We start from the raw sequence: 24,064 nt of genomic DNA on the forward strand, positions 1-24,064 counted from the left end.
CAATTCAACGGTGGGCTGGCGCCAGCTCGGGCCGAAGAAAAACTTAACGTCGTGTCCGGGATTAGTTGACCACTACATATCGGTTCCCAGGCTAACTGCTGGGGATACCTGAAATCCCGTTCAGAACGTAACTTGCAACCCTAAACGCTGTTACTAGGTTGTAATTTGGCTAAGCCCTGTTTGATATGGCCGGCATTTTCACCAATCGTCTCCAGTGCGCTTCGAACGTTCTCACCAACCTCTGGCGAATCCCGCTGTTCCACCCACAACGTCAACTCCATTAGCGCCGCTTCCAAGGCGAGTTGATTGTGATAGATCCTTTCCAGTACATCGGGAAGTGAATAGTCGCCTAGCATGGGGCTTGACTCTTATCGAAAAAACCAAGCATAGCACCGCCAGTGCTGAGAAGGTTTAGGGCAAAATTAGGGCAAATTCAGGGCCGCCAAAGACCGCAGGACGCCGTTGGAAAAGGACGAAAGCACCGCATTTACTGGGCTGAAGCGGCCTACAGGCACACAGGAATGGGTTCGAATCCCTATCCACGCCTCGGCATCGCAAAAGCCATACCCTGCGGCACATTCGGCTCTACATAACGAATGTTTAGGCAAATTTTTCCCCTCTTTTATCTACCTTTCATTTGCTCCCGTTTTTACTCACGGCTAAGCCGGAGTAAGAGTCCATCGGCGACCCATCCATTTGTTTGTAGCGCTATATGATTACTGTGCTAAACCAATGTCTATCAAAGGTGGACGGATAGAATTGGTTTAGTCTCAATTGAGAGGGTTCTGCAATGATGAAGGACGATAAGATTTTATTGTTCGCAGGGATGGTAGGTGTGATTGCAATTGTTGGCTACGGCCTATTCTTCATGTTTTCATCGATACCAAATAAAACCGAAATAAGCACCGGGCGTCCCGAGAAATTCAGCTTCAATTATCCCTTTGGTGAGCTCGCTGGCGAACGACATTGGGCTCAGTTGAAGGACGGTATTTGGAGGGAATATTACCCGAATGGTAATACATTCACAGAGTTCAGGGAGGTGGGTAGAATGACACATGACAACTGCGAAGGGACTTTAATTGAGCGGAAGGGGGCTTCAAGTTTTAATGTTTTTCTTCCGGGCATGAGTTGTAAGAATATGTGGATTTTTTTCAGGGTTGGGGAAGGGAAGTGGCTACTTTTGGGAGAGATGAAGTCAATAGAGTGACAGTTATCCAATGAGGGTAGATGTTACAAACTGAATTCTGAAGCACTTAGGTGTTTTTCATACCTACAATTGCCCGTGCCTATGTCTGTGTTTTAGGGGGGGCAGTGATTAACTCGTCGGTGCAGCATCCTTTATTTCTAATTGTTCTAAGCGAATCGCTGGCTAAGTGCGCGGCTTTTCCTAGAGTAATATAAACGCCTTAAAATAAAACTGATTAGAGGGTAACGGTCATGGGAATTGAAAATCAGATGGCAGTTGAATCCCTTGCTAAGGAGTTAGTCGCTTTACACGCTCCGGAGGAAATTGAATGCTTTGATCAAATAAAAGACCAAGAGTTCGACGGGGTTTTACTCGACGATGATCCCTTCTCGTTCGGTGTTGCAGAGGTTGTTCCTGCAATAACACCGATTGCGTTAACGATGGCTGGCATAGCGCTGAATTTTGTGATTCAGAAAATGAGTGAGGCGGGGGGGGATGTTTTAAAAGAGAAATACAAAAAATGGCTTGGTGGACTTTTTTCGGGAAGGTCTGAGTTGGCAAGCGCACTTAGCCCGGAGCAACGAGATTCTTTAGTACAAGCGTTGCTTAATGCTGCTTTGAAATCTGGAGTCAAGACGGATCAAGCGGTAAAACTGTCTTCTGATTTTGTAGAAAAAGTTCTCTAGGGGGGTATGTATGTGATCAGCCCTTACGCATACCCTAGTGGAACTACCCAAAGGTTTTCGGTGTTTATCTTAACTGTTGGGGCGCAAGCTTGGATTCTTGGTGATTGGTACGCGAATTTTTTGCCTTATCCACTATCAAATATAAATAATGTTTATGTGTCGATGGTTTTTAGTGGTTTCTTATATTTGTTTGGGTATGTGTTTTATTTGCTTCATGACAGGTTTGTGGTTTGGCGGGAGAAACTAGTAGAGTTGCGTTATGGGGATCTTGAAACTATTCGTAAAGTTGTGGATGACTTGTCGGATAGAATAGGTTGTCAACGTCCTCGCATTTTTTTGTCGAAGAATTATAGGCGGCAGTCCGCAAAGGTGTTCGGTGTTCGTTGGCGTAAACTTCTTAAGTTAGATGGTGGATTGGTTCTCGTGTATGCCCGTGCTCCAGAGAAATTTGAAGCAATTGTTCTTCATGAGTTGGCGCATATTAAAAATGGCGATATTTTCAAGGGTTATTATTCTAGGTGTATTTTCTGGATTTCGCTAGTTGCTGCGCTGCCGATAATCTTCTATAGGGGGTATAGTTATATTGTGATGTTTATCGATTTGTACCCCGGGATCTTAAAGTATTGGGAGGCGGGGAACTATCGGTTGTTTGCGCTGTGGCATCTACAAAATATCCCAAGGTTTCTTTCGAATGTTGCTCCATTTATTTTCATGCAAATTATCTTGGTCGTTGAGTATTGCTCTATTCTACGGATTAGGGAGCATCATGCTGATTGGAGTGCGAGTGTGCATGGCGCACGGGATGTTTTGATTTCAATATTTGAAGGCGGGCGTAGATATGTTGGTGATTCCAGGTTTAAAGCTTTCAAGAGACATCCTGGTATGGTGGAAAGGGCGGATTTTATTCGACGTCCGGAGAATATGGCATTTGGGATGTCGAACTTAGAAGTTTTTCTAGCCTCTTATACTTCTTATACCTTGGTTGAAATTTCCATCCTGATTACAGATTTTGTTGCTGTTACAGTAGATGTGCCAAGGTCTAAAATACTTGAAGTTGGGGTTGGGTACGGTCCATTTTTGATTGTGGCTTTCATGTTGGTTGGCATTTCTTTTGCCTCTATTGTTTGGTCTGGTATGATTCAGAAATTCTCAGCAGGAGAATGGCTGCGCAGAGGCGGTTGGTTGTCGATTATTTGGAGGTTTCTCCAGATATCTTTTTTTTGTGCTCTAGGGGTTTGTGCTGGAGGAGTATTCTGGCCTGAGTACGTTAGTGATATTTGGAATATTGATGAAGTCAAAAAGTCGATTCTGGATGCTCTGTTTTTTTTACCTGCGCTTTTGGTTTCAGCCTACTTTGTATTTATTGCTACGAGGTTTGGTATTTCCCGTTCAGAGGGGCGGAAGGTTCCGAAATCTATGTTTGTGATATGCCATGTGGTTGGGTATTTTAGTTTAAATATTGGAATGTCTTTCGGTCTTCTTGCGAAAAATAATGAAAAAATAGAGAGCCTGTTCAAATCCCTGGATATGCCGGTAGCGCCGGTGTTGGCATTGGGTGCAATTGAGTCATTAATATTGATCTTGTTGACGTTATTGGTTTTGAAACTTTCGCTTCGTCGACGTAGTAGGGTTCCATCTGAGGCGATTGCGCCTTCGTGGTTGTTATTTGTTAAGTAAATGTAGGGGAGAGTCAGACGGGACTTTCTCGTCTTTCATATTCGCTTCGGGTGGAAGGAGGCGAACTCCACAGATTGGTTTTGACCGATTGCAACCACTTAGGTGCCATAAGCATCGCGATGCGTCATCTTGATGATCTCTTCATTACGGTCGATCGCGCCAAGGGCGCCGCGTAAATTTTCATCTACGTCCGCTACTCTATCCTGGTCTGCCCAGTTCGTGAGTTCCATGATGGCTTCCTCAAGGCGAGCTGCTTTTCGTTGATCGTAAAGAGCAGAGAAGTGAGCAGCTATCGCGACTCCTCCGTGGAAAGGAAGGGTTGAAAGCTTGAGAGCCTAGCGATTGGGCCGATTGGCGGAATTTGGGTCCCAATGCACCAAGGTATTTGACAGAAGCGACAGTGCTCGGAACTGGAGCCGAAAATGCTTGCTTAAAATTTGCTATAGGGGGAGTGAGAGGAGGCTGAATTTGATAGATGGTGAATGTTGCTGGTACGAAAGTGGTACGGATGTTTTTTGGCTGCCTTTTGAACCTTTATTTTAAGGCGTGTGGCGGTAATTAGGTCCAATCCACCATCGGCGCAACGCTGAAGCGGCGGGAGAGGGACTGGGGTGTGGCTGGCGTGGTGTGTAAAGGCATGGGTATCTGGATGGGTGGGGCGAGGCAGCAGTTTATCAGGAATGGAGTGGGATGGCTGAAAGGGGTGAGCTGAGTCAGGTGTCTCGGTGTGTCTTCAGCTCTAGACTATTATGAACTGTCAGGAAGGCAGTCTTGGTTGACCAATGCCTGCGTGCTCAATATCCCCGACATCGTTCAAACCGCTCTGAGGAGAATACGATGAACAACAAGCTCGCAGCGTTATCTGTTGTCCTTGCGATGGGGTGCCTCGGGTCTTCAATGGGTTGGGCTGAGCCTGGCGATTACATCATGGTTACCCCAAATGACATCAAATGGGCCGATAACCCTGCTTTGCCAAAGGGGGCACAAACCGCCGTCCTCCAGGGCAACCCCAACGTTGGCCCCTATATCGTGCGAGTAAAACTCCCGCCGAACTATATTATTCCCGCCCATACTCATCCCGACGAGCGCACAGTCACGGTGATCTCGGGTACGTGGTATCACGGCGATGGGGATAAGTTCGATGCGACAAAATTGCATGAATTTCCGGCCGGAAGCATTTTTGGCGAGGGTCACGTGAGGCACTTTGGGGCAAGCAAAGGCACAGAGGTAATCCTTCAGGTGCAGGGCCCCGGCCCAATCGGGATTGACTACGTCAACCCTGCAGACGATCCAAGAAAAAAATAGCGTTCATTCTGGCCGGTTGCTCAGCCTGGGGGGCCGTTTGTCGTGTCCAGACGCTCCTACCAACGCAACTCGAAGGTATTTTTCGCGCCTGGCTGGATGCTGCTGCCCAAGCGTGCGCACTCGCGAGAAAGGGTGTCGTGCAGCCATTGACGGTCATCCCCTTCGGCGCGACAGAGGCGAAAGCGACGCAGGCGCATGGGTATCAGGTCCAGCGACTGCAGGTGCCCGCCCGGGTCCAGCGAGGCAAAATATAGAAGCCCCAGGTCACCGCGAAAGGCTGCGTGGTCCTCGATGCCTTCGTAATCGTTCAGGAGATCACCGCAGCCATAGAGAATCAGGCGTTCGCGGTACACCTCAATGCCCTTGATGTGGTGCGAGGAGTGCCCGTGCACCAGGTCAACTCCGGCCTCGTCGATCAAGGCATGGGCGAACCGGACCTGCTCGCGCGGGATCTCGAACCCCCAGTTGCCGCCCCAGTGAATGGAGGCGACCACCAGGTCCCCCGGATTTTTGCCCTCGATAATCCGTTTGGCGACAGGGCGCAGGCTTTGCATCGACAGATCCTCCAGTCGCGCGACGCCCGCGCGCCTATCCGTGGCGGCCCAGTCCGGCGCAATGCCGCTGTCGGGTGCGCCGAGGCCAAACACCAGCAAGCGCCGCCCACCTGGCTGCGGCAGCACGGCGGGCGCTTCGGCAGATTGCCGGTTGTGCCCGGCGCCGGTGCTGCACATACCGTTGCTCGATAGGGTATCCAGCGTATCGGCCAGGCCGGCTGCCCCCCAGTCCAGCACATGGTTGTTGGCCAGCACGCAGCAGTCGATGCCGGCTGCGCTGATGACCGGGAAGTTCTCCGGGCTCATGCGGTAATTGATGCCCTTTGGTTCCGGTCGTCCGCGGCGGGACACCGCAGTTTCCAGATTGATGATGCGTGCGTCTGGCTGGCGAAGTTCGAACTCCTCCAGCGCAGCGCCCCAGGCATAGGTGAAATCGACTGGGCGGGGAATCGAGCCATTGAGTCTTTCTGCCAGCCGGACGTAATCGCCGGCATTCTTGACGTAAGCCTCGTAAAGCCGCGGATCGCCAGGATGCGGCAGTACCGAGTCGATGCCGCGGGCGGTCATGACGTCGCCGGCGAGAAACAGCTTCAGCGTATCGGTAACAGCGGCCATGGCACCCTCCCGGATATCCCGAATAACGTAAACCGGGGACAGGCCCCGATCAGCTCACCTGCGGCCCCATCACAACGATCATCACGCCTGGACAATAGCCAGGTGGTGTTCTCAATCAGGCCCGCCAGATGACGGCTGACACCAGGCTTGGCATCGACTGATAGTTTCTTGCCAGTCGTTCATACCTTGTTGCGATCCGGCGAAATGGCTTCAGCTTCTGGAAAAAGCGCTCCACCAGGTTGCGTGCCTTGTAGAGATGCCGATCCAGCCGGCGAGGTTTCAGGCGATTTCTTTTCGAGGGGATGGCTGCTTCCGCGCCCCTGCACTGGATAGCCTCAATTATGCGTCCTTTTTGTGCGGTCTTGTCAGGCGCGGAGGTGGGCCTGGGAGTTGGATGTTAAAAAATGTTATTCTAAAAAAATACTTCACATAATGTGATCATTGGTGGATTATCTCTCCAGCCGGTATGGCCGCCTGATAACAAGACAAAAGCAGGATTGCCTCGATGTTCGACAAGATCCCGACTCAGGTGCCGAGCGATAGCGCCGCTCAACCGGGTGATCCGTTTGTCATGCCCGCGCTCATTTCTACAACGCGGTCCGCCTTCTGCACCTTGCTCGCATGGAATCGGCCGCTGCTTTCCTCTGGAGTACCCCATGAATAACAAGAATGTCGGTGTTGTCGGTCTGGGCGCGATGGGCCTGGGCATTGCCCGTTCACTGTTGCGCAGCGGTTTCAATGTGCATGCCTGTGATGTGCGCGCGGCGGTGACGGAGCAGTTTGCCAGCGAGGGCGGCGTGGCTTGCTCTTCGCCCGCGCAGATGGCTGGTGAGTGTGACGTGATCATTACTGTTGTGGTGAATGCCGAGCAGACTGAAACCGTATTGTTTGGCGAGGGTGGTGCCGTGGCGGCTTTGCGTCCGGGCAGCCTGGTGATCGGCTGCGCCACCGTGGCCCCGACCTACGCCGTAGACCTGGGGCAGCGTCTGGCCGAGCAAGGCCTACTGTATCTGGATGCGCCGATCTCCGGTGGCGCGGCCAAGGCTGCCGCTGGCGAGATGACCATGATGACTTCGGGCCCGGCCGATGCCTACGCCAAAGCCGAAGCGATCCTTGCGGGCATGGCCGGCAAGGTCTATCGCCTGGGTGACGTCCATGGCCTGGGTTCGAAGGTCAAGATCATCAACCAGCTGCTTGCCGGGGTGCACATCGCTGCATCCGCCGAAGCCATGGCGCTGGGCCTGCGTGAAGGGGTCGATGCCGATGCGCTGTATGAGGTAATTACCCATAGCGCCGGTAATTCCTGGATGTTTGAAAACCGCGTGCCGCACATTCTCAAGGCCGACTACACGCCGTTGTCCGCGGTGGATATTTTCGTCAAGGACCTGGGCCTGGTGCTGGATACCGCACGAGCCAGCAAATTCCCGCTGCCACTGTCGGCCACCGCCCACCAGATGTTCATGCAGGCTTCCAGCGCCGGCTTTGGCCGCGAGGACGACTCGGCGGTGATCAAGATTTTCCCGGGCATCGAATTGCCAACTGCCAAGCCTGAGCCTGTTTGAGGATCGCTCCATGACTACATCCATCGCACGCCCGCTGCTGGGCTGCATCGCCGACGATTTCACCGGTGCCACGGACCTGGCCAACATGCTGGTACGCGGCGGAATGCGCACCGTACAAAGCATCGGCATCCCGAGCAGTGAAGTGGCCGCAGGGCTCGACGCCGATGCGATCGTCATTGCCCTGAAGTCGCGCACCATTGCGGTCGCCGACGCAGTCGAACAATCCCTCGCGGCACTCGCCTGGCTGCGTGAGCAAGGCTGTGAGCAGATCTTTTTCAAGTACTGTTCGACGTTCGACTCCACTGCGGCCGGGAATATTGGCCAGGTCAGCGAAGCGCTGCTGAGCGCACTGGGCAGCGACTTCACCCTCGCATGCCCGGCGTTCCCGGAAAATGGCCGGACGATCTTTCGCGGCCACTTGTTTGTTCAGGATCAGCTGCTGAGCGAGTCGGGCATGCAGCATCACCCGCTGACGCCGATGACCGATGCCAATCTGGTTCGGGTTCTGCAATCGCAGACCCGCCTGAATGTCGGCCTGTTGCGCTACGACAGCATTGCCCAAGGGGCCGGGCAGGTTCGTGCGCGAATCGCCGAATTGCGGGCTCAAGGCGTCGGCATGGCGATCGCCGATGCCTTGTCCGACAGTGATCTTTACACCCTGGGTACCGCCTGCGCCGATCTGCCGTTGTTGACCGGTGGCTCGGGGCTGGCCCTGGGCTTGCCGGATAATTTCCGGCGCGCTGGCAAGCTGCGTGATTTCGATGCCTCCAGGCTCCCAGCGGTGTCTGGCGGCGAAGTGGTGTTGGCCGGTAGCGCCTCTGTGGCCACCAATGGCCAAGTGGCGGCCTGGCTTGAAGCCGGTCGGCCCGCGCTGAGGATTGATCCGTTGGCCCTGGCTGCTGGCGAGCCGGTCGTTGCGCAAGCCATGACCTTCGCCCGTGAAAATGAACAAACCGTATTGATCTACGCCACCAGCTCGCCGGAGGAGGTCAAGGCCGTGCAACAAAAGCTGGGTGTCGAACAGGCCGGCAGTCTGGTGGAAAACGCCTTTGGCGAAATCGCCCAGGGTCTGCGCCAGAGCGGCGTGCGTCGCTTCGTGATCGCCGGTGGTGAAACCTCGGGCGCCGTGGTTCAGGCACTGGGCGTGCAGTTGTTACAGATCGGTGCGCAGATCGATCCTGGTGTGCCGGCGACGGTCAGCAGTACTGATGAGCCTTTGGCGCTGGCACTCAAATCGGGCAACTTCGGTGGCCGGGACTTCTTCAGCAAAGCCTTGAAGCAACTGGCCCAGGCCGGAGGTGCACAATGAGCTGCGCAGTGAGTAACGAAAACGCCTTGCGCGAAGAAATCTGCGAGGTTGGTCGCAGCCTCTACCAGCGCGGTTACACCGTCGGCAGCGCCGGCAATATCAGCGCCCGCCTGGACGACGGCTGGTTGATCACGCCGACTGATGTCTGCCTCGGTCGCCTCGACCCGGCGACGATTGCCAAGGTCAATCTGGCCGGCGAATGGGTGTCCGGTGACAAGCCTTCAAAGACCCTGGCGCTGCATCGCCAGGTCTACGACCGCAACCCGAGTGTCGGTGGTGTGGTGCATACCCATTCCACCCATCTGGTGGCGTTGACGCTGGCGGGTGTCTGGCAGCCAGAGGACATTCTTCCGCCGCTGACGCCGTATCAGGTCATGAAAGTCGGGCACATCCCGTTGATTGGCTACCAGCGACCCGGCTCGCCAAAGGTCGCCGAGCAGGTCGCGCAGCTGGCCAACAGCGTTCGCGGCGTGATGCTCGAACGGCTTGGCCCGGTGGTCTGGGAGAGTTCGGTGTCCAGGGCCAGCTACGCCCTGGAGGAGCTCGAGGAAACCGCACGGCTCTGGCTGATGAGCAATCCCAAGCCCGAACCGCTCGATCAAGCAGCGCTGGACGAGCTGCGAGAGACCTTCGGCGCGCACTGGTAGAACGCATTTTCGAGCACGATAGAACACAACAGATCGATTACGCAGGCCCGGTCCGGGAGACGCGCAGCGACTCTCGATAGCCGCGGCTTGCCTAAAAATACAATAACAAGAGGAAATCCAGGCATGACTCACGTTCACTGCGGCATTTTCAGAAGAACCGTTTCGTTCACCCGGCGTGGAGGGTTTCTGAAATGAGCCCGTTAATCCTGATGGTTACCGCAGGGGTGGGCATCGCGCTGTTGTTGTTCCTGGTGCTCAAGTACAAGTTCCAGCCCTTCGTGGCCTTGATGCTGGTGAGCATTCTGGTGGCACTGGTGGCCGGGGTGAAACCGGCCGATCTGGTTGCCACCATCGAAGGTGGCATGGGCAAGACCCTGGGCCATATCGCGATCATCATTGCCCTGGGCGCGATGATCGGGCGGATCATCGAGCTCTCCGGCGGTGCCGAGGCACTGGCCAAGACGTTGATCACCCGTTTCGGCAACCGACGCACGCCGCTGGCGCTGACGATTGCCGGTTTCATGGTCGGGGTACCTGTGTTCTTCGAGGTCGGTGTGATCATCCTCATGCCGCTGGCCTATGGCGTCGCCCGCAGTGCGCGTAAGCCGTTGCTGGTGTTCGCACTGCCGATGTGCGCTGCCTTGTTGACCGTACACGCCTTCCTGCCGCCACACCCGGGCGCAGTGGCTGCTGCCAGCCAGTTGGGCGCCGACCTCGGTCGCGTGCTGATGTTCGGTCTGCCGATCACCGCGCTGCTCTGCTATGTCGGTTATCGCGTGGCCGGGCGCATGACCCGCCGGGTGTACCCGATGACCGACGATATTCGTGCCGAGGTCTACGGCCCGCATGTCACCAACGAAGATCTGGCCGCCTGGGCCAATGGCAACGGCAAGAGCACTGAACAAGCCGCTGTGGCGGTGTCACACATGGGCCTGGAAGAGGCCACCAGTAGCATTGTCGCGAAGTTGCCGCCGGCACCCCCACCAGGTTTCGGTCTGATCGTCAGCATGATCCTGCTGCCGATCATTCTGATTTTGCTGGGGACTCTGGCCACCTCGTTGCTGCCGGCTGAATCGACCCTGCGCGGCATCATGACCGTGCTCGGCGCGCCATTGGTGGCGCTGCTGATCGACACCTTGCTGTGTGCCTGGTTGCTGGGTTCGCGTCGGGGCTGGAGCCGTTCTCAGGTGTCCGACGTGATCGGCTCTGCGTTGCCCGGCGTGGCCATGGTGATCCTGATTGCCGGCGCTGGCGGTGTATTTGGCAAGGTGCTGGTGGATACCGGTATCGGCGCCGTGGTCTCCGACATGCTGCGCACCACCGGTCTGCCGGTGCTCGCGCTGGGCTTTCTGCTGACTATGCTGTTGCGCGCGGTTCAGGGCTCGACCACTGTGGCGCTGGTGACCACCGCCGGCATCATCAGTCCGCTGATTGCTACCCTCAATCTGACCCCGAACCACATGGCCCTGCTGTGCCTGGCCATGGGCGGTGGCGGGCTGGCGATGTCCCATATCAATGATGCCGGTTACTGGATCTTCACCAAGCTGGCCGGGCTGAATGTGGCCGACGGCTTGCGCACCTGGACGGTACTGACCACCTTGCTCGGTACATTGGGTTTCGGTATTACGTTGCTGATCTGGCCGTTTGTCTAACGAACTGTCGACCTGTAGGAGCCGAGCTTGCTCGCGATGGCGATCTCAAGGACGCCATCGCCGGCAAGCCGTGCTCCTACAAAAAAGCCATTTATAGGAGCTAACATGCCTCGTTTTGCTGCCAACCTCAGCATGCTCTATCCCGAACATGAGTTTCTGGATCGCTTCGCCGCCGCTGCCGCCGATGGTTTCGAAGCGGTGGAGTATCTGTTTCCCTACGACTACAGCGCTCAGGAACTCAAGCAGCGCTTGAGTGACAACGGCCTGGTACAGGCGCTGTTCAACGCACCGCCCGGCGATTGGACGGCCGGCGAGCGGGGCACGGTGTCGTTGCCGGGCCGTGAGAGTGAATTTCGCAGCGGTTTTGATCGCGCCCTGGAATACGCCGCCGTGCTGGGGAACTCACGAATCCATGTCATGGCAGGCCTGCTGCCCCGCGAGAGCGATCGGGCACGGCATCACGGTATTTACCTGGAAAACCTCGCTTACGCCACCGCTCAGGCGGCCAAGGTCGGGGTCACGGTATTGCTCGAACCGATCAACACGCGGGACATGCCGGGCTTTTTCCTCAACCGGCAGGATCAGGCCCAGGCCATTTGCAAGGAGGTGGGCGCCAGTAACCTGAAGGTTCAGTTCGACTGCTACCACTGCCAGATCGTCGAGGGTGACCTGGCCAGCAAACTGCGTCGGGACTTCGACGGTATCGGCCATATCCAGATCGCTGGCGTACCGGATCGCCACGAACCAGACCTGGGAGAAGTTAACTATCCCTATCTGTTCGAGCTGATCGACCAGTTGGGGTATGACGGCTGGGTAGGGTGTGAATACCGGCCGCGTGGCAATACCTCGGCAGGCTTGCAGTGGTTGCGGGACTGGAAGAGCCGCTAGCGCTCAAAACCCTGCGCGCCACTATCGGAAGGCAACAGCAATTCCACACCCTGCTTGCGGATGCTATCGACCGCGGCAGGGGTCAGCGCATCGTCGCTGAGGATGATGTCGAACTGCTCGAGCCCGGCGATCTTGTACATGCTGAACGTGCCGTACTTCGAACTGCTGGCCACCAGCACCACTTGCGAGGCCGATTGCATCGCGACTTGCTTGACCTCCACCTTCAGTGCCGAAGGCGTGGTGAGGCCGCGACGCAAATCCCAGGAACTGGTCGATATGAAGGCGATATCGGTGACGACCTGGCGCAAGGTGGCAACCGCCAAACCGCCCACGCACGATTGATTGGAGTGATCCAGCTGCCCGCCGGTATGAATCACCGTGACATGGGGCGCCTCGATCAACGCCTGGACAATGCCGAAGTCGTTGGTCACCACCGTCATGCCCGACAGCGCCTTGATGTAGGGGACGATCTCCAGCGTGCTGGTTCCCGCATCCAGATAAATCGTCATGTCGGGGTGCAGTAAGCGCGCGGCGAGTTTCGCCATCGCCTGCTTCTGCGGCAACTCGACCACCGCCTTGAACTGATGGCTGGGCTCACTGTGGAGCTGGCTGGCGATTCGCACCCCACCCGTTACCGAGTAAGCACGTCCTTCCTGTTCAAGCAGCGCGATATCGCGGCGTATGGTCATGTGCGAACAGTCGAACATTTCCATTAACTGATGAACGCTCAGCACCTGATGCTTGCGCAACTGTCGCAGCATCAATTCACGGCGCTGCTCAGGAATCATCGGTGCGCCGCTTTGCGCGGCGATGTCCTTTTGACTAGGCATTCAGGCTCCAAAGTGAGGAAAGCTGAGGGTAAAGGTGCGGTCAAACATAGTAGCGAATCTGTGACTGGATCAGTAGCGCAACGCTGTAATGGATCCAGGCACCACGGCGGTCATTCAGGTTTGATGGCCAGCCCGCCAGCCGACGAGAGCTATGACAACACTGAGGCGATTCTCGCTCGATTGGCCGATGACCCGGCCGGGGTCGCGGTCGTGGAAATCCCCCGGAGGCGGTCCGCCGGCGTTGTTGATCAGGATGTCGAAATGCGAGTGAACCGCCAGCGCAGCGGTTCGACTCGCTGTCGCAGACCTGCGCGTGAGCGGTCCATACCCATTGGACAACACCCGGCAGATACTGGGAATGCTGCGAGCAGTCTGCCGATCAGCATCGTCAGGCACAGTGAATACTGGATCACGATAGGTGTAGCAGGATAATTGAGTATGAACGCCCGCAAAAGATCGCACGTCACCTTTGCTCCACGAGGTTAAGAAAGCGTCGGGTCCGCTCGTTATCAGGATCGACCAGTATCTCTTTCGGCGAGCCGTCAGCCACGATTCTTCCAGCCTCCATGAACAAAACCCGGTCGGCGATATCCTGAGCGAACTTCATTTCATGGGTCACCAGCAGCATGGTCATTTGCTGCTCGTGGGCGATAGCACGGATGACCGCCAACACCTCGCCCACCAGTTCAGGGTCAAGGGCGGAGGTGACCTCGTCGAACAGCATGACTTGCGGTCGCATGGCCAGCGCGCGGGCGATCGCAACTCGTTGCTGCTGACCTCCGGACAGTTGACTCGGGTAGGCGTCAGCCTTGTGGCGCAAGCCGACCAGGCCCAGATATTCATGTGCACGTGCTTGTGCTTCTTCGCGGCTCAGTTTCAATACCCTGAAAGGCGCCTCAGTAATGTTTTCCTGCACGCTGAGATGCGGGAACAAATTGAACTGCTGAAATACCATGCCCACCCGATGAACCACCGGCGCTCCTTTCGAGCCTGGCCAGTGCCAGACTGGCTGCTTGTTCGGGACGCTGGCGCCAGCGACTTCGATACTGCCGTGCTGGTAGTTCTCCAGTCCTTTGATCAACCTCAGTACCGTGGATTTACCTGAGCCACTTGGACCGATCAAGGCGACTTTTTGACCTTGTGGAATGCTCAGATCAAGGTGATCGATGACCCGCGTACTGCCAAAACTTTTGACCACTTGCCTGAGCGTTATCTGCGCCGGCGCAGGGCTGTAGGTATGTGAGAGATCAGACATGGCTGCGCCTTTCAAGGTATTTGAAGAACAGGGAGGTCGGAACGCTGATCACCAGAAACATCAGCGCCATTAAGGTGTAGGGTTCGTTGTAGCGGTAGGTTATTCCTGCTACTTGTCTGGCTGCCTGGAACAGCTCCGGGATGGTGATGACGGCGAGCAGCGGCGTTTCCTTGAACATGCCGATCAGGTAGTTGCCCAGGATTGGCAGCATGGGTTTCAGAGCCTGGGGGAGTACGATTCGCTGCCATGTTGTGGCGGTATTGAAATCCAGCGCTCTGGCGGCTTCCCACTGGCCAACAGGCACACCGTCTATTGCCCCGCGATAGGCTTCGGCAATGTAAGCCCCATAGTAAAGCCCCAGGCCGATGACGCCGGTGGAGAGGGCGGGTAAGGTAATTCCCGCCAACGGAAAGGCGAAGAACAGGACGTACAGCTGGACCATCAGCGGTGTGTTGCGGAAAAAACTCAGGTACGCCGTGCTCAGTCGATGGAGCAGGGCGATCTTCGACCGCTGGGCAATCGCCAGTACCAGACCCAGAAACACCGCAACGAAAAAACCGAGCACCACAACTTGAATGGTTACGAGCAAGCCGCGGAACAGCTCCGGAAGAATTGACCAGGCAAACACATAATCGAAATTCATGACTGGGTCCCCTGACGCCATGAGGTGATGTGCTGTTCGTAGCGGCGGACCAGCCAGCTCAGTGGCCAGGCCATGATGAAATAGCACACCAGCACGATGCTCCAGATCAGGGTTTGTTGGCCCAGAGTGGTGACCAGTTGCCCTCCGGCAAACGTCAGGTCGCTCAAGGTAATCAACGAGACCAGTGACGTGGTTTTCATCAGCTCGACCAATTGATTGCCCATCGGCGGCAACATGAAGGGCAGTGCCTGCGGCAACAAGATTCGTCGAAACGCCGTCACGGAATCAAAATCCAGGGCTCTAAGCGCATCACGCTGTCCCCGGCTCACGTTCATCAGCGCTGATCTGACGATTTCTGATCCGTAGGCGGAGAACGTCAGGCCCAGGCCAATGACAGCCGTCGTCATTGGTGAAAGGCTGATGCCGAACAACGGCAAAATGAAAAACAGATAGAACAGCAATACCAGAGCCGAGATGCCGCGCAGTAGTTCGACGTAGACCGTGGCGAACCAGCGCAGCGCTCGCCATGGCGAAAGTCGCATCAAGGCAATGACAAAGGACATCGCCAGGACCACCAGTTCCGCAAGGACGGTGATTTTCAGTGTTGTCACTGCGCCATTTGCCAACTGATTTGCAATGAAGGTTGCTGTATCCACAGCAGAGGGGTCGATAAACATGGCCTGTACTCATATGGGTTTGAGGCCGCTTGCTGCTCAGGTTTTCAATGGCGCCACGGTCAGCGGGGAAACGTTCAGCGTGAGACGTTCAAAGAATGCTGGCATGCAACAGTGCAAGACTGATCAGCCATTCGCCCTTGTTGATAATCGGGTGGTTGACCACTGTCAGCACTCCCTCCTGCGGGGCTGCGTCATAGGTTGCAGCGTTGCGCGGCAGTAACGTCCGCTTCCGGCAACTCATTCTCGGTGTAGCCGTATTTGTGCAGGATTTTCAGCAATTCGCCGGACGCACTCAGCCTGGCCAGCTGTTCGTTGAAGGCCTGTGCGAATTCGGGATCGTTTTTCGGCAAGCCATACGCATGGTAGTTCCAGGTGGGTTTGCCCTGGATATCGGGAATCTGCTCGAAGGGAAGGGCGCGCTCGATCGATGGGCTGTTGGCTTTCTTGACCAGGCTGATGATCTCGGCATCGGGGAAATACACCACGTCGACCCGATCAGCTTCCAGTGCAGCCAGGGCCTCGGTGTCCTTGTCGAAGAGGATGACGTTGCTGGCGGCAATACCGCTGTCCTTGGCTTCCTGGACCTGATTGCTGCCTGTTTGCGTCGCCAGGTTTGCCTTGCCGTTGATGGCGACATCCTTGAGGCTGTGCAGCTTCAATGGGTTGCCCGCTTTGACAATGAAAGCCCCTCCGGAATGGGTGACCGGGTTGGAGAAGCCAATGACCTTGCAGCGGTTGGGATTGATGAACAGGCCGGCACCGATCAGATCGAAGCGTCCGGCCGCGAGCCCCGGCACCAGCGAACCGAAGTCGGTGATCGGGGTGTCGATTTTGGTAATGCCCAGAGGGGCGAGAATCGCTTGCAGCACTTCGACGTTGGCACCGGTGACTTTGCCATCCGTCCCGATATAGGCATAGGGCTGCTCATTGGCGATACCCGCTGTCAGCCCATTGGTTCGACCTTTTTCCAGTAATCCGGCCATGGCTGAGAATGAAAAAACTGTGTTCAACAAGACGGCTGAGCCAAGTGTGGCGGACAACGACAGCGTTTTTATGCCTTTCATTACGGGATTTCCAGGTTGGGGGATATGAGACGTTCGCAAGCGTTCGATGCCGTTGGAAATGGCCCTACGGTTTCCAGATATCGATGTCTTTGGCATTTACCGCCTTGGGCAACAAGCCTGCGGCAAAAAAAGCATCGGCGATTTTCTGTTGCTCACCCAACTGATCGCCTTTCACCGGCTGTACCTGGTAGCTGCGATGGGCGTTGGCCGTAACCAGACCGGCCATTGCCGGACGACGCAATATCGCTCCAGGGTTCTTGGTGGACTTTGACATGGCACACTCGACATTAAGCAAAGGGATGGGTATTTGCTTATGAATCTTATTGTTATAAAAAATAATTTATAAATAATTTTTAGGTATTAGCTTAGGGCGTTTTATTATTCAATTAAGGAATAAATAAATAGTTATATATTCCTTTTGTTGTTGGTTCGCGAGGTGCACTTTGAAGACCTGCACATCAGTGCGGATTTGCCCAACATCAGACAGGAAGCCTCATCATGACCATCAAAGCGATCAACGTCAGGAACCAGTTCAAGGGCGTCATCAAGGAAATACTGGAAGGCGATGTGCTCTCCGAAGTCGATGTGCAAACCGCCTCCGGAATTGTCACCTCGGTGATTACCACCCGTTCAGTGCGCGATCTTGAATTGACAGTCGGTAGTGAGGTCATTGCGTTCGTCAAATCCACCGAGGTCTCGATCGCCAAGCTCTGAAATGTAAGTCATGACGCGAACCGTAGCCGCTGGCTAAGCCTGCGTTCGGCTCGGTCCGCGTTCGGGCGAAGCAGTCGCAATAGGCGATATGCGATCTTCCTGGAAGGACGACGTTTGCCATTTGCGAGCGCTACGCTCGAGCGCGACCCCGGCTCGAACGCAGCCTGGCGGCGGCTGTTACGCAGAACCTGAAAACACCACACCAAGGCCTTTCATGAAGTTGAAAAAAATCCAGCAGCGTGGGCCGTTGACCCTGAACACCGATGACGCACACGAACGGGGTATTGTCGATGGCGACGAGCTCAAGGTGTTCAACGAGCGTGGTGCATTTCTGGCCGGGGGTGATTGTCTCGGACGGGATTCGCCCGGGCGTGGTGCAAGTCGCCACCGGGGCCTGGTTCGATCCGCTGGCTCATGGCGAGAGAAATAGCCTGGAAAAACATGGCAACCCGAACGTGATCACTGCCGATATCGGGTCTTCGAGTCTGTCGCAAGGGTGCTCGGCGCAAACCGCCTCTATGGAAATCCTGAGGTGGGATCAAGCCTTGCCTCCCGTCACAGCCTTCGAGCCACCATTGATGGTTTAACTGTCGTACCTGCAATGGGCAGGATCAATCTGCCTGAGCGGTTCTGGATTTGAAGACACCACTGAGGACGAAGGCATAGCGTTCCGGGCGGATAAAAAAGGTCGTGCGGTCGCAGCATTTACCGTCGGCAAAATAGGAGGTGCGCTCCATCACCAGCAGCGCTGCGCCGCGTTTGACGTGCAGCGCGCTGGCCAGGCTTTTATCGGCCTCTTGCGCGCGGATCGCCAGGTCGGCGCGGATGACCGCCGAGCCCGTAATCGACTCGAGAATGGAATAGATCGGCTGATGTTCGACCTCGGTCCATACCACGTCGGCCAGCTCGGCGGGCAGATGACTGCGTCCCAGTGCGATGGGTTCGTCATCGACAAAATGCAGCCGCTCCAGAAGCAGACAATCCTCAGCCTCTTCAAATAAGGCGCGCAACGGTTCGGGCACGGGCTGCAAGGCATGTTTGATCACTTGCATGCTCGGTTCGAGCCCTTGCAGCAGCAAGGCTTCATGAAAGCTGCGCAATGCATCGAGGCCATGCCGGACCTGTTTGGCTGCAACGAAGGTGCCTTTCCCTTGCTTGCGCTCCACCACCCCGTCTTCGCTGAGCTTGCCCACCGCCAGGCGAACCGTGACGCGGCTGACCGCAAAGCGTTTGCCCAACTCCGCTTCTGACGGCAGCTTGCCGCTGGGCTCGTAATCGCCACGCTGAATTTCTTCAAGCAACTGATGGGCGATCTGTTCGTAGAGCGAGGTCGTGCTGTCGCGAAGAATAGGTGTGGACACTGCTGAGTTCCGTGACCAGAGAAGTGGGGCGGCGAACCTTCACGTCTAAGGTTATAAAAATAGGTTATTGGGACTACTTGTATTAATACGTATTATGCCAGGCAATCCCATTGTAAACGACCTGACGATACTTGCCATGCTTGAAACCATCCCCTACGCACAGCCGCAAGCCGACGCACTGACGGTCGATGACATCAGCTTCAGCTACCCCAATGGGCATCGCGTATTTTCCTCTTTCAGCCTGAGCGCCAGGCCCGGCGAATTCGTCGCGATTCTGGGGCCATCCGGCTGCGGGAAAACCACCTTGCTGAACTTGTTGTCAGGTTTTCAGCAACCGCAGAGCGGTCAGATCAGTATCAACCAGACAGCGGTGCGTCCGGAGCGCTCAGAGTTGGGCTACGTGTTTCAGGCGCCGCAATTGTTTCCCTGGTTGAGCGCTTTGGAAAACGTCCGTTTCGGTCTGCGGATGGCGGCTCAGACCAGCGAGTCGCAGCAGCGTGCTCAAGCGTTGCAGTACCTGCGTCTGGTCGGTCTGGAGAATGCGGCGCATCGGCTGCCGCATCAGCTCTCTGGCGGTATGCAGCAGCGCGTCTCCCTGGCCAGAACCCTGGCACTCGAGCCTGGCGTGTTGCTGATGGACGAGCCGTTCGCCGCGCTCGATGCCATCAGCCGCAACAGCATGAATGAAGAGACCTTGCGCATCTGGGCCGAACTCGGCCAGACGGTGCTATTCATTACCCACGACATAGACGAAGCGGTGTTTCTGGCAGATCGGGTCATCGTGCTCAACATCGCCCCGGGCGGTATCCATAGTGAACTGAAGATCAACCTGCCGCGCCCTCGTTCCAATCTGAAATCCCGTCGCTTGCCAGCCTTCCTCGATTACCGCATTGAGCTGATGGAGCGCATTTCCCAAGTCATGGAAGTGTCGCAAGCCACGGCTTACCCAACCCGTCAACTCGAGTTAACCGCATGATCAAACGTACGCTGCTTGCCCTTTCATTGTCTGTTGCCGCATTGGCAAGCAGCACATTTTCCGTGGCTGGCGAACAGAAGCCCCTGCGTGTTGGGTATGTCTTCGCCATGGCCAATGCTCCGGCGTTGATCGCAGACAAACAGGGTTACTACCGCGAGCAAGGCTTGAATGTCGATCTCAAGGTTTTGGGCGATGGTCCGGTGATCCAGCAGGCACTGGCCGCCGGTGAACTGGATGTGGCCTATGTCGGTACGCCGCCGGTGTACCAATGGTTCTCCCGGGGGCTGCAAAGCCGGATTCTGGCCAAGGTCAATTACGGTCAGGCCGCGGTGATCGTCGATGCCAAGAGTCCGATTGCGACCCTGGATGAGCTCAAAGGGAAAAAACTGGCCGGGGTCAAGAAGGGCAGCGGCATGGATGTGTTGCTGCGCGGGTATGTCCTGAAAGAAAAGGCCGGGCTCAATCCTGACCAGGATCTCGACATCATTGATATGCCGCCGGGCAACATGAACGCAGCGCTGGAACGTGGCATTGTCGATGCGGCCTTTTCCTGGGAGCCCTTCGTCAGTCAGTCGTTGCTGCGCGGGTCGAGCCGGATCCTGCTCGATGTGAACCAGGTGCTGCCCAATTACCCCTGGTACGTGGTGATCGCGTTACCCAAAACCTTGCAGGAACGACCGGACGACGTAGTGAAGCTGCTGCGTGCGCACCGCAAGGCCATCGCTTTCCTCAATGAGCATCCCGACGAGTCGAATCGAATCATCGCCGAGGCGTTCAAACTCGAGCCGGTGCAAGGTGCCGACGGCAAGACCATCGCTGCGCAAACCATCGTTGCCCAAGCACGCACGCGACTGGGTTGGGCAGCGGACCTGCAGGCCTCAGATATTCAATTCATCCAGCGCCTGATGAATTACTCCCATGACCTGGGCTTTATCGATACCACGCTCGACACCGAACAGATCGTGGATACCTCCTACCTGGAAAAAGCCTCGCGCTGAGTCTGTCATGTCCTTGCCAAAACCGAATTGGGGATGGGCCTCGCTGCCATTCCTGCTGTTGATCTGGATGGCCCTGGCCAGCCGCTTTCCCACTTACATCCTGCCGCAACCCTGGGACGTCGCCCGCGAGGCGGTGCGCTGGTTGGGGGATAGCTCGCTCTGGCAGCACCTCAGGGCCAGCCTCCTGGAAGAGCTTGGCGGCTTTTGCGCGGCGGTGATCGTTGCGGTTCTGCTGGGTACGGCCGGTGGTCTGTCTTCGCGTTTTCGCGATTTCATCTCACCGCTCAACAGCCTGTTCATGGCCATCCCGCCGATTGCCTGGGCGCCGCTGATCATGATCATTTTCGGCCTGGGTTACGTTTCCATCGTACTGGTGATTTTCATTGCCGCGGTGTTCCCCATGGCGGTGACCATCCAGGAGGGCGTGCAGAGTATTCGCGGCGGTGAAGTTCGCGCGGCGCGCACCTTGGGTGCCAATCCCTGGCAACTGCTTGCGCACGTTTACCTGCCGGCCTCACTGCCGTTCGTAACGGCGGCCTTGCGCATCGGCTTCAGCCAGGGCTGGAGGGCACTGGTCGCTGCGGAAATGATCGGCGCGTCCCAGGGCATCGGCTGGATGGTGTCGACGGGCGGGCAGATCGGCAACAGCAGTCAGGTGCTGCTGGGCATCGTTCTGATCGGCCTGATTGCGTGGCTGATGGAGAGTTTTGTGTTCAGGCGCATCGAGCGCCATTACCAGAAATGGCGGGTGCAATAAGCACTGGCATTTGTCTTCGACCCCCTTCAAACCTTCAGTGGACCACTGCACGAGGTGTCATGTGAGTAACCTTTTCGATCCCCGCGAAGCCGGGCACTACATCGCCCCACAAGGCCTGTACGAACGCAACAAGAAACGCCCGTTTCTGGGCAGCGTCCACTGCGACCGTGACACGCTGATCGCCGGTCAATGGGATGAAATCACCTTGGTCTACGAGGTGGGTGGCAGCGGCCTGGCGGACGGCGCCTGGCTGAAACTGGCCTTCAAGTTTTACTCCGACTGGGCCTTGTTCCAGACCTCGAACCCAGCCGGACCCAACTATGTCAGCGCCGAGTATCAGGCCGGTGAGCTGGCCCCTGGTCAGAGCCAGGCCACGGTGCAGCACTTGAAGGTGCGCTTCGACCAGAAGGGCCATGAGCGGCCGTTCCAGAAGGCGATCATCATCGACATCATTGACGGCTACCTGAACCCGGGGGACAAAATCACCATTCGCCTGGGCGATCGTCGCCAGGGCGGTGCAGGTACCCGGGTGCAGAGTTTCGTCGAGAAAGACTTCCGCTTCCGTCTGTTCATCGACCCGCTGGGTAGCTCGAAATTTGCTGATGTGCCGGGCGATCCGCTGTTGAATATCGTGCCGGGACCGGCGCAGAGCGTGCAGTTGATTGTTCCTCGTCTGGTCAGCGCGGGTGAGGCATTCGACGTCCTGCTCAGGGTTGATGATGCCTGGGGCAACACCTGCCGCAACTTGCCGCTCAAGGGTGTCCTGACCCTCGTTGACCCTGAAGGAGGTGAGCGTCAACAGTCATTCACCCTGGCGGCCGAAGGTTGGGCGAGCGTGCGGCTCGAGGGTTTTGATCTCGGTGCGGTGGGCGAGTGGCGTTTGTCGGCCGAGGTGGATGCGCCTTTTGTACGTGCGGCTCAAGGGTTCGTCACGGTCGACCCGGCCGGCACGGCATTGCGTGCGCTGTACGCCGACCTGCATGTACATTCCGATGACACCGTGGGCACCAATGACACCTTGTACAACCTCAGCTACGGTCGCGATGTCGCCGGGCTCGATGTGCTCGGTTACACCGCTAACGATTTCAACATCACCGAGCAACGCTGGGATCAGGCGGTCCAGCTGATTCACGAACTCAATGAACCAGGCCGATTTGTTTGTTATCCCGGCACCGAGTGGTGCGGCAATTCTTGCGCGGGCGGCGACCGTAACGTGGTGTTCCTGCATGATCGCAAACCTGAGTTTCCCTTCGATAATCAAGGCCGCCTGGTGCGCTCCTTCGAATGGAACGAATTCACCGCCGGGACGATCAAGCCGGGCGCCTGGCCGGTGGACGAGTTGTACGCCGCCTATGCCAAGGATCCCGAAGGCCATCTGATGATGCCGCATGTGGGTGGGCGCCGTTGCAACCTCGATTGGCACCATCCGGAGCTGGAGCGCCTGATCGAAGTCGGCTCGGCCTGGGGGCAGTTCCATTGGGTTTACGCCGAAGCCCTTCAGCGTGGCTATCGGGTTGGCGCCGCCGCTAACAGCGATGAGCACCAGGGCCGTTGCGGCGGTGGTGTTCCGGCCACGGCCGTGTTCGGCTCTCGCGGCGGGCTGACCGGAGTCGTCGCCGACGGCTTCGACCGGGCCAGTGTCGGCAAGGCACTTCGTGCACGTCGCACCTTTGCCACGACCGGCGAGCGTTCCTTTGCCAGTTTGCGTCAGGGCAAGCACTTTATGGGCGAAGTCTTCACTGCCGATTCGAATGCCACGCTGGATTACCGACTGCTGGGCGAGGCGGGCTGGGAGCAGGTCGATCTGTTCGATGGCGAAAAACTGATCTGGTCACGCAACCTGCATCAGGAACTGGGTTTTTCCACTCAACGCATTCGTCTGCGACTGGGCGGTGCGCGGATCAAGGATCGTTATCGCGGCGCCTACTGGACCGGCGAGATTCGCGTGACGGGAGCAGTCATCAATGGCTTCCGCGCGTTGGGGCTCGATCATCCCGAGCAAACCGTATGGCGCAAGGATGCAACGGTTCTGGCCTTTCGCACCGACACCAACGGCGATACCGACAGCATCGAAATCGACCTGTCGCAACTGGCCGGCGCCACGCTGCAGATTCACAGCCGCATCGATAACTACATCAAGGTCGGCGACCCGTCTGAACCGCAACCTTATGTGCACGCGCCCACGGTGCTGATGGAAGTGTCCGGCGAGCAATTGCTGGCACAGGCGCATGTGATCGAAGAACTGCCGGGAGCTGAATTGAAAGTGTCCCTCGAACGAACGACATCCGCGCCGCTGCCCCGTGAGCTGAACGGGAAGATCGAGCTTGCACGGTTGAATCTGGAGCAGGGGCGTGAGCATCCATTGTTCATCTGTGCCCGCCAGCGGGATCAATCCCGGGTCTGGACTTCGGCGCTGTTTCTTACGCTATGAACACGCCAGCTAGCTGAGGGCTGGCCTGCACAACCGGCAGGTATCTACACCCACAGTCTGCTGGCCGATGTCCCTGGCCAGCGTTGTAGCGTCGAGCCCCTGAGCACACGCCTGAGGGATCAGAATGCATCCGGTGACGCTCTGCGTTACCACGCAGAGCGTGGGAACGATCTTTGGGGGGCTCAAATCACGAAAAATTCGTGGGTGGCGTCGCGGGCGAGCTGATGATCGTTCCCACGCTCCTGCGTGGGAATGCATCCGGTGACGCTCCGCGTCA

The 24,064-nt window shown here is 56.8% G+C and carries 24 protein-coding genes and 3 pseudogenes; 16 read left to right on the forward strand and 11 right to left on the reverse strand.

The window, feature by feature from the left end; genetic code table 11:
• Nucleotides 1-140 precede the first annotated feature (140 nt).
• Nucleotides 141-356 (reverse strand): hypothetical protein, encoded by a 216-nt coding sequence (locus AC07O1_RS17915; RefSeq protein WP_495089573.1) that lies wholly within the window; start codon nt 354-356, stop codon nt 141-143.
• A gap of 434 nt (nt 357-790) precedes the next feature.
• Between AC07O1_RS17915 and AC07O1_RS17920 the strand changes: the two genes are divergently transcribed.
• The 3 genes from AC07O1_RS17920 (at nt 791) to AC07O1_RS17930 (ending at nt 3,549) form a co-directional block, all read left to right on the forward strand.
• Nucleotides 791-1,207, forward strand: coding sequence for a hypothetical protein (locus tag AC07O1_RS17920; protein ID WP_495089574.1), 417 nt, complete (start codon nt 791-793; stop codon nt 1,205-1,207).
• A gap of 230 nt (nt 1,208-1,437) precedes the next feature.
• Nucleotides 1,438-1,872, forward strand: a complete 435-nt coding sequence (locus AC07O1_RS17925) for a hypothetical protein (protein WP_495089575.1) — start codon at nt 1,438-1,440, stop codon at nt 1,870-1,872.
• A gap of 12 nt (nt 1,873-1,884) precedes the next feature.
• On the forward strand, nt 1,885-3,549 hold the full coding sequence (locus AC07O1_RS17930; RefSeq protein WP_495089576.1) for a hypothetical protein: 1,665 nt from the start codon (nt 1,885-1,887) through the stop codon (nt 3,547-3,549).
• 97 nt (nt 3,550-3,646) lie between these two features.
• Here the strand turns inward: AC07O1_RS17930 and AC07O1_RS17935 are convergent.
• A pseudogene (locus AC07O1_RS17935) lies at nt 3,647-3,838 on the reverse strand (hypothetical protein); the annotation flags it as partial.
• Between the two features lie 548 nt (nt 3,839-4,386).
• Between AC07O1_RS17935 and AC07O1_RS17940 the strand changes: the two are divergent.
• A complete protein-coding gene (locus AC07O1_RS17940; RefSeq protein WP_494992277.1) occupies nt 4,387-4,854 on the forward strand; it encodes a cupin domain-containing protein in 468 nt (155 codons plus the stop codon).
• Nucleotides 4,855-4,910: 56 nt separating this feature from the next.
• On the opposite strand, the gene AC07O1_RS17945 is transcribed toward AC07O1_RS17940, so the two are convergent.
• Both AC07O1_RS17945 and AC07O1_RS17950 read right to left on the reverse strand, forming a co-directional pair.
• Nucleotides 4,911-6,023 (reverse strand): CapA family protein, encoded by a 1,113-nt coding sequence (locus tag AC07O1_RS17945; protein WP_495089577.1) that lies wholly within the window; start codon nt 6,021-6,023, stop codon nt 4,911-4,913.
• Nucleotides 6,024-6,138: 115 nt separating this feature from the next.
• The gene (locus AC07O1_RS17950; protein WP_495089663.1) at nt 6,139-6,366 is read right to left on the reverse strand and encodes a transposase; all 228 of its coding nucleotides are present in this window, start codon (nt 6,364-6,366) and stop codon (nt 6,139-6,141) included.
• 162 nt (nt 6,367-6,528) lie between these two features.
• On the opposite strand from AC07O1_RS17950, the gene AC07O1_RS17955 reads away from it, so the two are divergent.
• From AC07O1_RS17955 to otnI, 6 genes are all read left to right on the forward strand, one after another.
• On the forward strand, nt 6,529-6,687 hold the full coding sequence (locus AC07O1_RS17955; RefSeq protein WP_494992275.1) for a hypothetical protein: 159 nt from the start codon (nt 6,529-6,531) through the stop codon (nt 6,685-6,687).
• A complete protein-coding gene (gene ltnD, locus AC07O1_RS17960) occupies nt 6,680-7,585 on the forward strand; it encodes an L-threonate dehydrogenase (RefSeq protein ID WP_494992274.1) in 906 nt (301 codons plus the stop codon). Before AC07O1_RS17955 ends, ltnD begins: the two co-directional genes overlap by 8 nt.
• A 10-nt stretch (nt 7,586-7,595) precedes the next feature.
• Entirely contained in the window at nt 7,596-8,894 is a 1,299-nt protein-coding gene (gene otnK / locus AC07O1_RS17965; protein WP_495023049.1) for a 3-oxo-tetronate kinase, read from the forward strand.
• Nucleotides 8,895-8,902: 8 nt separating this feature from the next.
• Complete coding sequence (gene otnC / locus AC07O1_RS17970; RefSeq protein WP_495089578.1) at nt 8,903-9,541, forward strand: 3-oxo-tetronate 4-phosphate decarboxylase; 639 nt, start codon at nt 8,903-8,905, stop codon at nt 9,539-9,541.
• Between the two features lie 191 nt (nt 9,542-9,732).
• On the forward strand, nt 9,733-11,193 hold the full coding sequence (locus AC07O1_RS17975; RefSeq protein WP_495089579.1) for a GntT/GntP/DsdX family permease: 1,461 nt from the start codon (nt 9,733-9,735) through the stop codon (nt 11,191-11,193).
• Between the two features lie 105 nt (nt 11,194-11,298).
• Nucleotides 11,299-12,081, forward strand: a complete 783-nt coding sequence (gene otnI, locus AC07O1_RS17980; protein ID WP_495089580.1) for a 2-oxo-tetronate isomerase — start codon at nt 11,299-11,301, stop codon at nt 12,079-12,081.
• Here otnI and AC07O1_RS17985 read toward each other — a convergent pair.
• The 6 genes and pseudogenes from AC07O1_RS17985 to AC07O1_RS18010 all read right to left on the reverse strand — a co-directional run.
• Nucleotides 12,078-12,911, reverse strand: a complete 834-nt coding sequence (locus AC07O1_RS17985) for a DeoR/GlpR family DNA-binding transcription regulator (protein WP_494992269.1) — start codon at nt 12,909-12,911, stop codon at nt 12,078-12,080. The two genes, otnI and AC07O1_RS17985, sit on opposite strands and share 4 nt — an antisense overlap.
• Nucleotides 12,912-13,374: 463 nt before the next feature.
• Nucleotides 13,375-14,166, reverse strand: coding sequence for an amino acid ABC transporter ATP-binding protein (locus AC07O1_RS17990; protein WP_495089581.1), 792 nt, complete (start codon nt 14,164-14,166; stop codon nt 13,375-13,377).
• Nucleotides 14,159-14,809 carry an ectoine/hydroxyectoine ABC transporter permease subunit EhuD gene (gene ehuD, locus AC07O1_RS17995; protein WP_495089582.1) on the reverse strand — a complete coding sequence of 217 codons (651 nt, stop codon included), beginning with the start codon at nt 14,807-14,809 and terminating at the stop codon, nt 14,159-14,161. The genes AC07O1_RS17990 and ehuD overlap by 8 nt, the downstream gene beginning before the upstream one ends.
• The gene (gene ehuC / locus AC07O1_RS18000; protein WP_495089583.1) at nt 14,806-15,486 is read right to left on the reverse strand and encodes an ectoine/hydroxyectoine ABC transporter permease subunit EhuC; all 681 of its coding nucleotides are present in this window, start codon (nt 15,484-15,486) and stop codon (nt 14,806-14,808) included. Before ehuC ends, ehuD begins: the two co-directional genes overlap by 4 nt.
• A 191-nt stretch (nt 15,487-15,677) precedes the next feature.
• Nucleotides 15,678-16,550, reverse strand: coding sequence for an ectoine/hydroxyectoine ABC transporter substrate-binding protein EhuB (ehuB, locus tag AC07O1_RS18005; RefSeq protein WP_495089584.1), 873 nt, complete (start codon nt 16,548-16,550; stop codon nt 15,678-15,680).
• Between the two features lie 64 nt (nt 16,551-16,614).
• Nucleotides 16,615-16,758 (reverse strand): annotated as a pseudogene (locus tag AC07O1_RS18010) (ABC transporter substrate-binding protein); the annotation flags it as partial.
• A 290-nt stretch (nt 16,759-17,048) separates the two neighbouring features.
• On the opposite strand from AC07O1_RS18010, the gene AC07O1_RS18015 reads away from it, so the two are divergent.
• Both AC07O1_RS18015 and AC07O1_RS18020 read left to right on the forward strand, forming a co-directional pair.
• Nucleotides 17,049-17,264, forward strand: a complete 216-nt coding sequence (locus tag AC07O1_RS18015; protein ID WP_495089585.1) for a TOBE domain-containing protein — start codon at nt 17,049-17,051, stop codon at nt 17,262-17,264.
• 223 nt (nt 17,265-17,487) lie between these two features.
• Nucleotides 17,488-17,851, forward strand: a pseudogene (locus tag AC07O1_RS18020) (molybdopterin dinucleotide binding domain-containing protein); the annotation flags it as partial.
• A gap of 24 nt (nt 17,852-17,875) precedes the next feature.
• Here the strand turns inward: AC07O1_RS18020 and AC07O1_RS18025 are convergent.
• Complete coding sequence (locus AC07O1_RS18025) at nt 17,876-18,625, reverse strand: GntR family transcriptional regulator (protein ID WP_495089586.1); 750 nt, start codon at nt 18,623-18,625, stop codon at nt 17,876-17,878.
• 136 nt (nt 18,626-18,761) lie between these two features.
• Here AC07O1_RS18025 and AC07O1_RS18030 point away from each other — a divergent pair, with 136 nt between their 5' ends.
• The 4 genes from AC07O1_RS18030 to AC07O1_RS18045 all read left to right on the forward strand — a co-directional run bounded on the left by AC07O1_RS18030 (nt 18,762) and on the right by AC07O1_RS18045 (nt 23,787).
• Nucleotides 18,762-19,601, forward strand: a complete 840-nt coding sequence (locus AC07O1_RS18030; protein WP_495089587.1) for an ABC transporter ATP-binding protein — start codon at nt 18,762-18,764, stop codon at nt 19,599-19,601.
• On the forward strand, nt 19,598-20,599 hold the full coding sequence (locus AC07O1_RS18035) for an ABC transporter substrate-binding protein (protein ID WP_495089588.1): 1,002 nt from the start codon (nt 19,598-19,600) through the stop codon (nt 20,597-20,599). The genes AC07O1_RS18030 and AC07O1_RS18035 overlap by 4 nt, the downstream gene beginning before the upstream one ends.
• Before the next feature lie 7 nt (nt 20,600-20,606).
• Nucleotides 20,607-21,356, forward strand: a complete 750-nt coding sequence (locus AC07O1_RS18040; protein ID WP_495089589.1) for an ABC transporter permease — start codon at nt 20,607-20,609, stop codon at nt 21,354-21,356.
• Nucleotides 21,357-21,417: 61 nt separating this feature from the next.
• On the forward strand, nt 21,418-23,787 hold the full coding sequence (locus AC07O1_RS18045; protein ID WP_495089590.1) for a CehA/McbA family metallohydrolase domain-containing protein: 2,370 nt from the start codon (nt 21,418-21,420) through the stop codon (nt 23,785-23,787).
• Nucleotides 23,788-24,064 lie beyond the last annotated feature (277 nt).

The organism is Pseudomonas sp. GW821-FHT07G10 (assembly GCF_059418545.1).

Coding starts and splice junctions, on each gene's coding strand:
- AC07O1_RS17915 (WP_495089573.1), bottom strand. CDS start 356: ATGCTAGGCGACTATTCACTTCCCGATGTACTGGAAAGGATCTATCAC.
- AC07O1_RS17920 (WP_495089574.1), top strand. CDS start 791: ATGATGAAGGACGATAAGATTTTATTGTTCGCAGGGATGGTAGGTGTG.
- AC07O1_RS17925 (WP_495089575.1), top strand. CDS start 1,438: ATGGGAATTGAAAATCAGATGGCAGTTGAATCCCTTGCTAAGGAGTTA.
- AC07O1_RS17940 (WP_494992277.1), top strand. CDS start 4,387: ATGAACAACAAGCTCGCAGCGTTATCTGTTGTCCTTGCGATGGGGTGC.
- AC07O1_RS17945 (WP_495089577.1), bottom strand. CDS start 6,023: ATGGCCGCTGTTACCGATACGCTGAAGCTGTTTCTCGCCGGCGACGTC.
- AC07O1_RS17955 (WP_494992275.1), top strand. CDS start 6,529: ATGTTCGACAAGATCCCGACTCAGGTGCCGAGCGATAGCGCCGCTCAA.
- ltnD (WP_494992274.1), top strand. CDS start 6,680: ATGAATAACAAGAATGTCGGTGTTGTCGGTCTGGGCGCGATGGGCCTG.
- otnK (WP_495023049.1), top strand. CDS start 7,596: ATGACTACATCCATCGCACGCCCGCTGCTGGGCTGCATCGCCGACGAT.
- AC07O1_RS17975 (WP_495089579.1), top strand. CDS start 9,733: ATGAGCCCGTTAATCCTGATGGTTACCGCAGGGGTGGGCATCGCGCTG.
- otnI (WP_495089580.1), top strand. CDS start 11,299: ATGCCTCGTTTTGCTGCCAACCTCAGCATGCTCTATCCCGAACATGAG.
- AC07O1_RS17985 (WP_494992269.1), bottom strand. CDS start 12,911: ATGCCTAGTCAAAAGGACATCGCCGCGCAAAGCGGCGCACCGATGATT.
- AC07O1_RS17990 (WP_495089581.1), bottom strand. CDS start 14,166: ATGTCTGATCTCTCACATACCTACAGCCCTGCGCCGGCGCAGATAACG.
- ehuD (WP_495089582.1), bottom strand. CDS start 14,809: ATGAATTTCGATTATGTGTTTGCCTGGTCAATTCTTCCGGAGCTGTTC.
- ehuC (WP_495089583.1), bottom strand. CDS start 15,486: ATGTTTATCGACCCCTCTGCTGTGGATACAGCAACCTTCATTGCAAAT.
- ehuB (WP_495089584.1), bottom strand. CDS start 16,550: ATGAAAGGCATAAAAACGCTGTCGTTGTCCGCCACACTTGGCTCAGCC.
- AC07O1_RS18015 (WP_495089585.1), top strand. CDS start 17,049: ATGACCATCAAAGCGATCAACGTCAGGAACCAGTTCAAGGGCGTCATC.
- AC07O1_RS18030 (WP_495089587.1), top strand. CDS start 18,762: ATGCTTGAAACCATCCCCTACGCACAGCCGCAAGCCGACGCACTGACG.
- AC07O1_RS18035 (WP_495089588.1), top strand. CDS start 19,598: ATGATCAAACGTACGCTGCTTGCCCTTTCATTGTCTGTTGCCGCATTG.
- AC07O1_RS18040 (WP_495089589.1), top strand. CDS start 20,607: ATGTCCTTGCCAAAACCGAATTGGGGATGGGCCTCGCTGCCATTCCTG.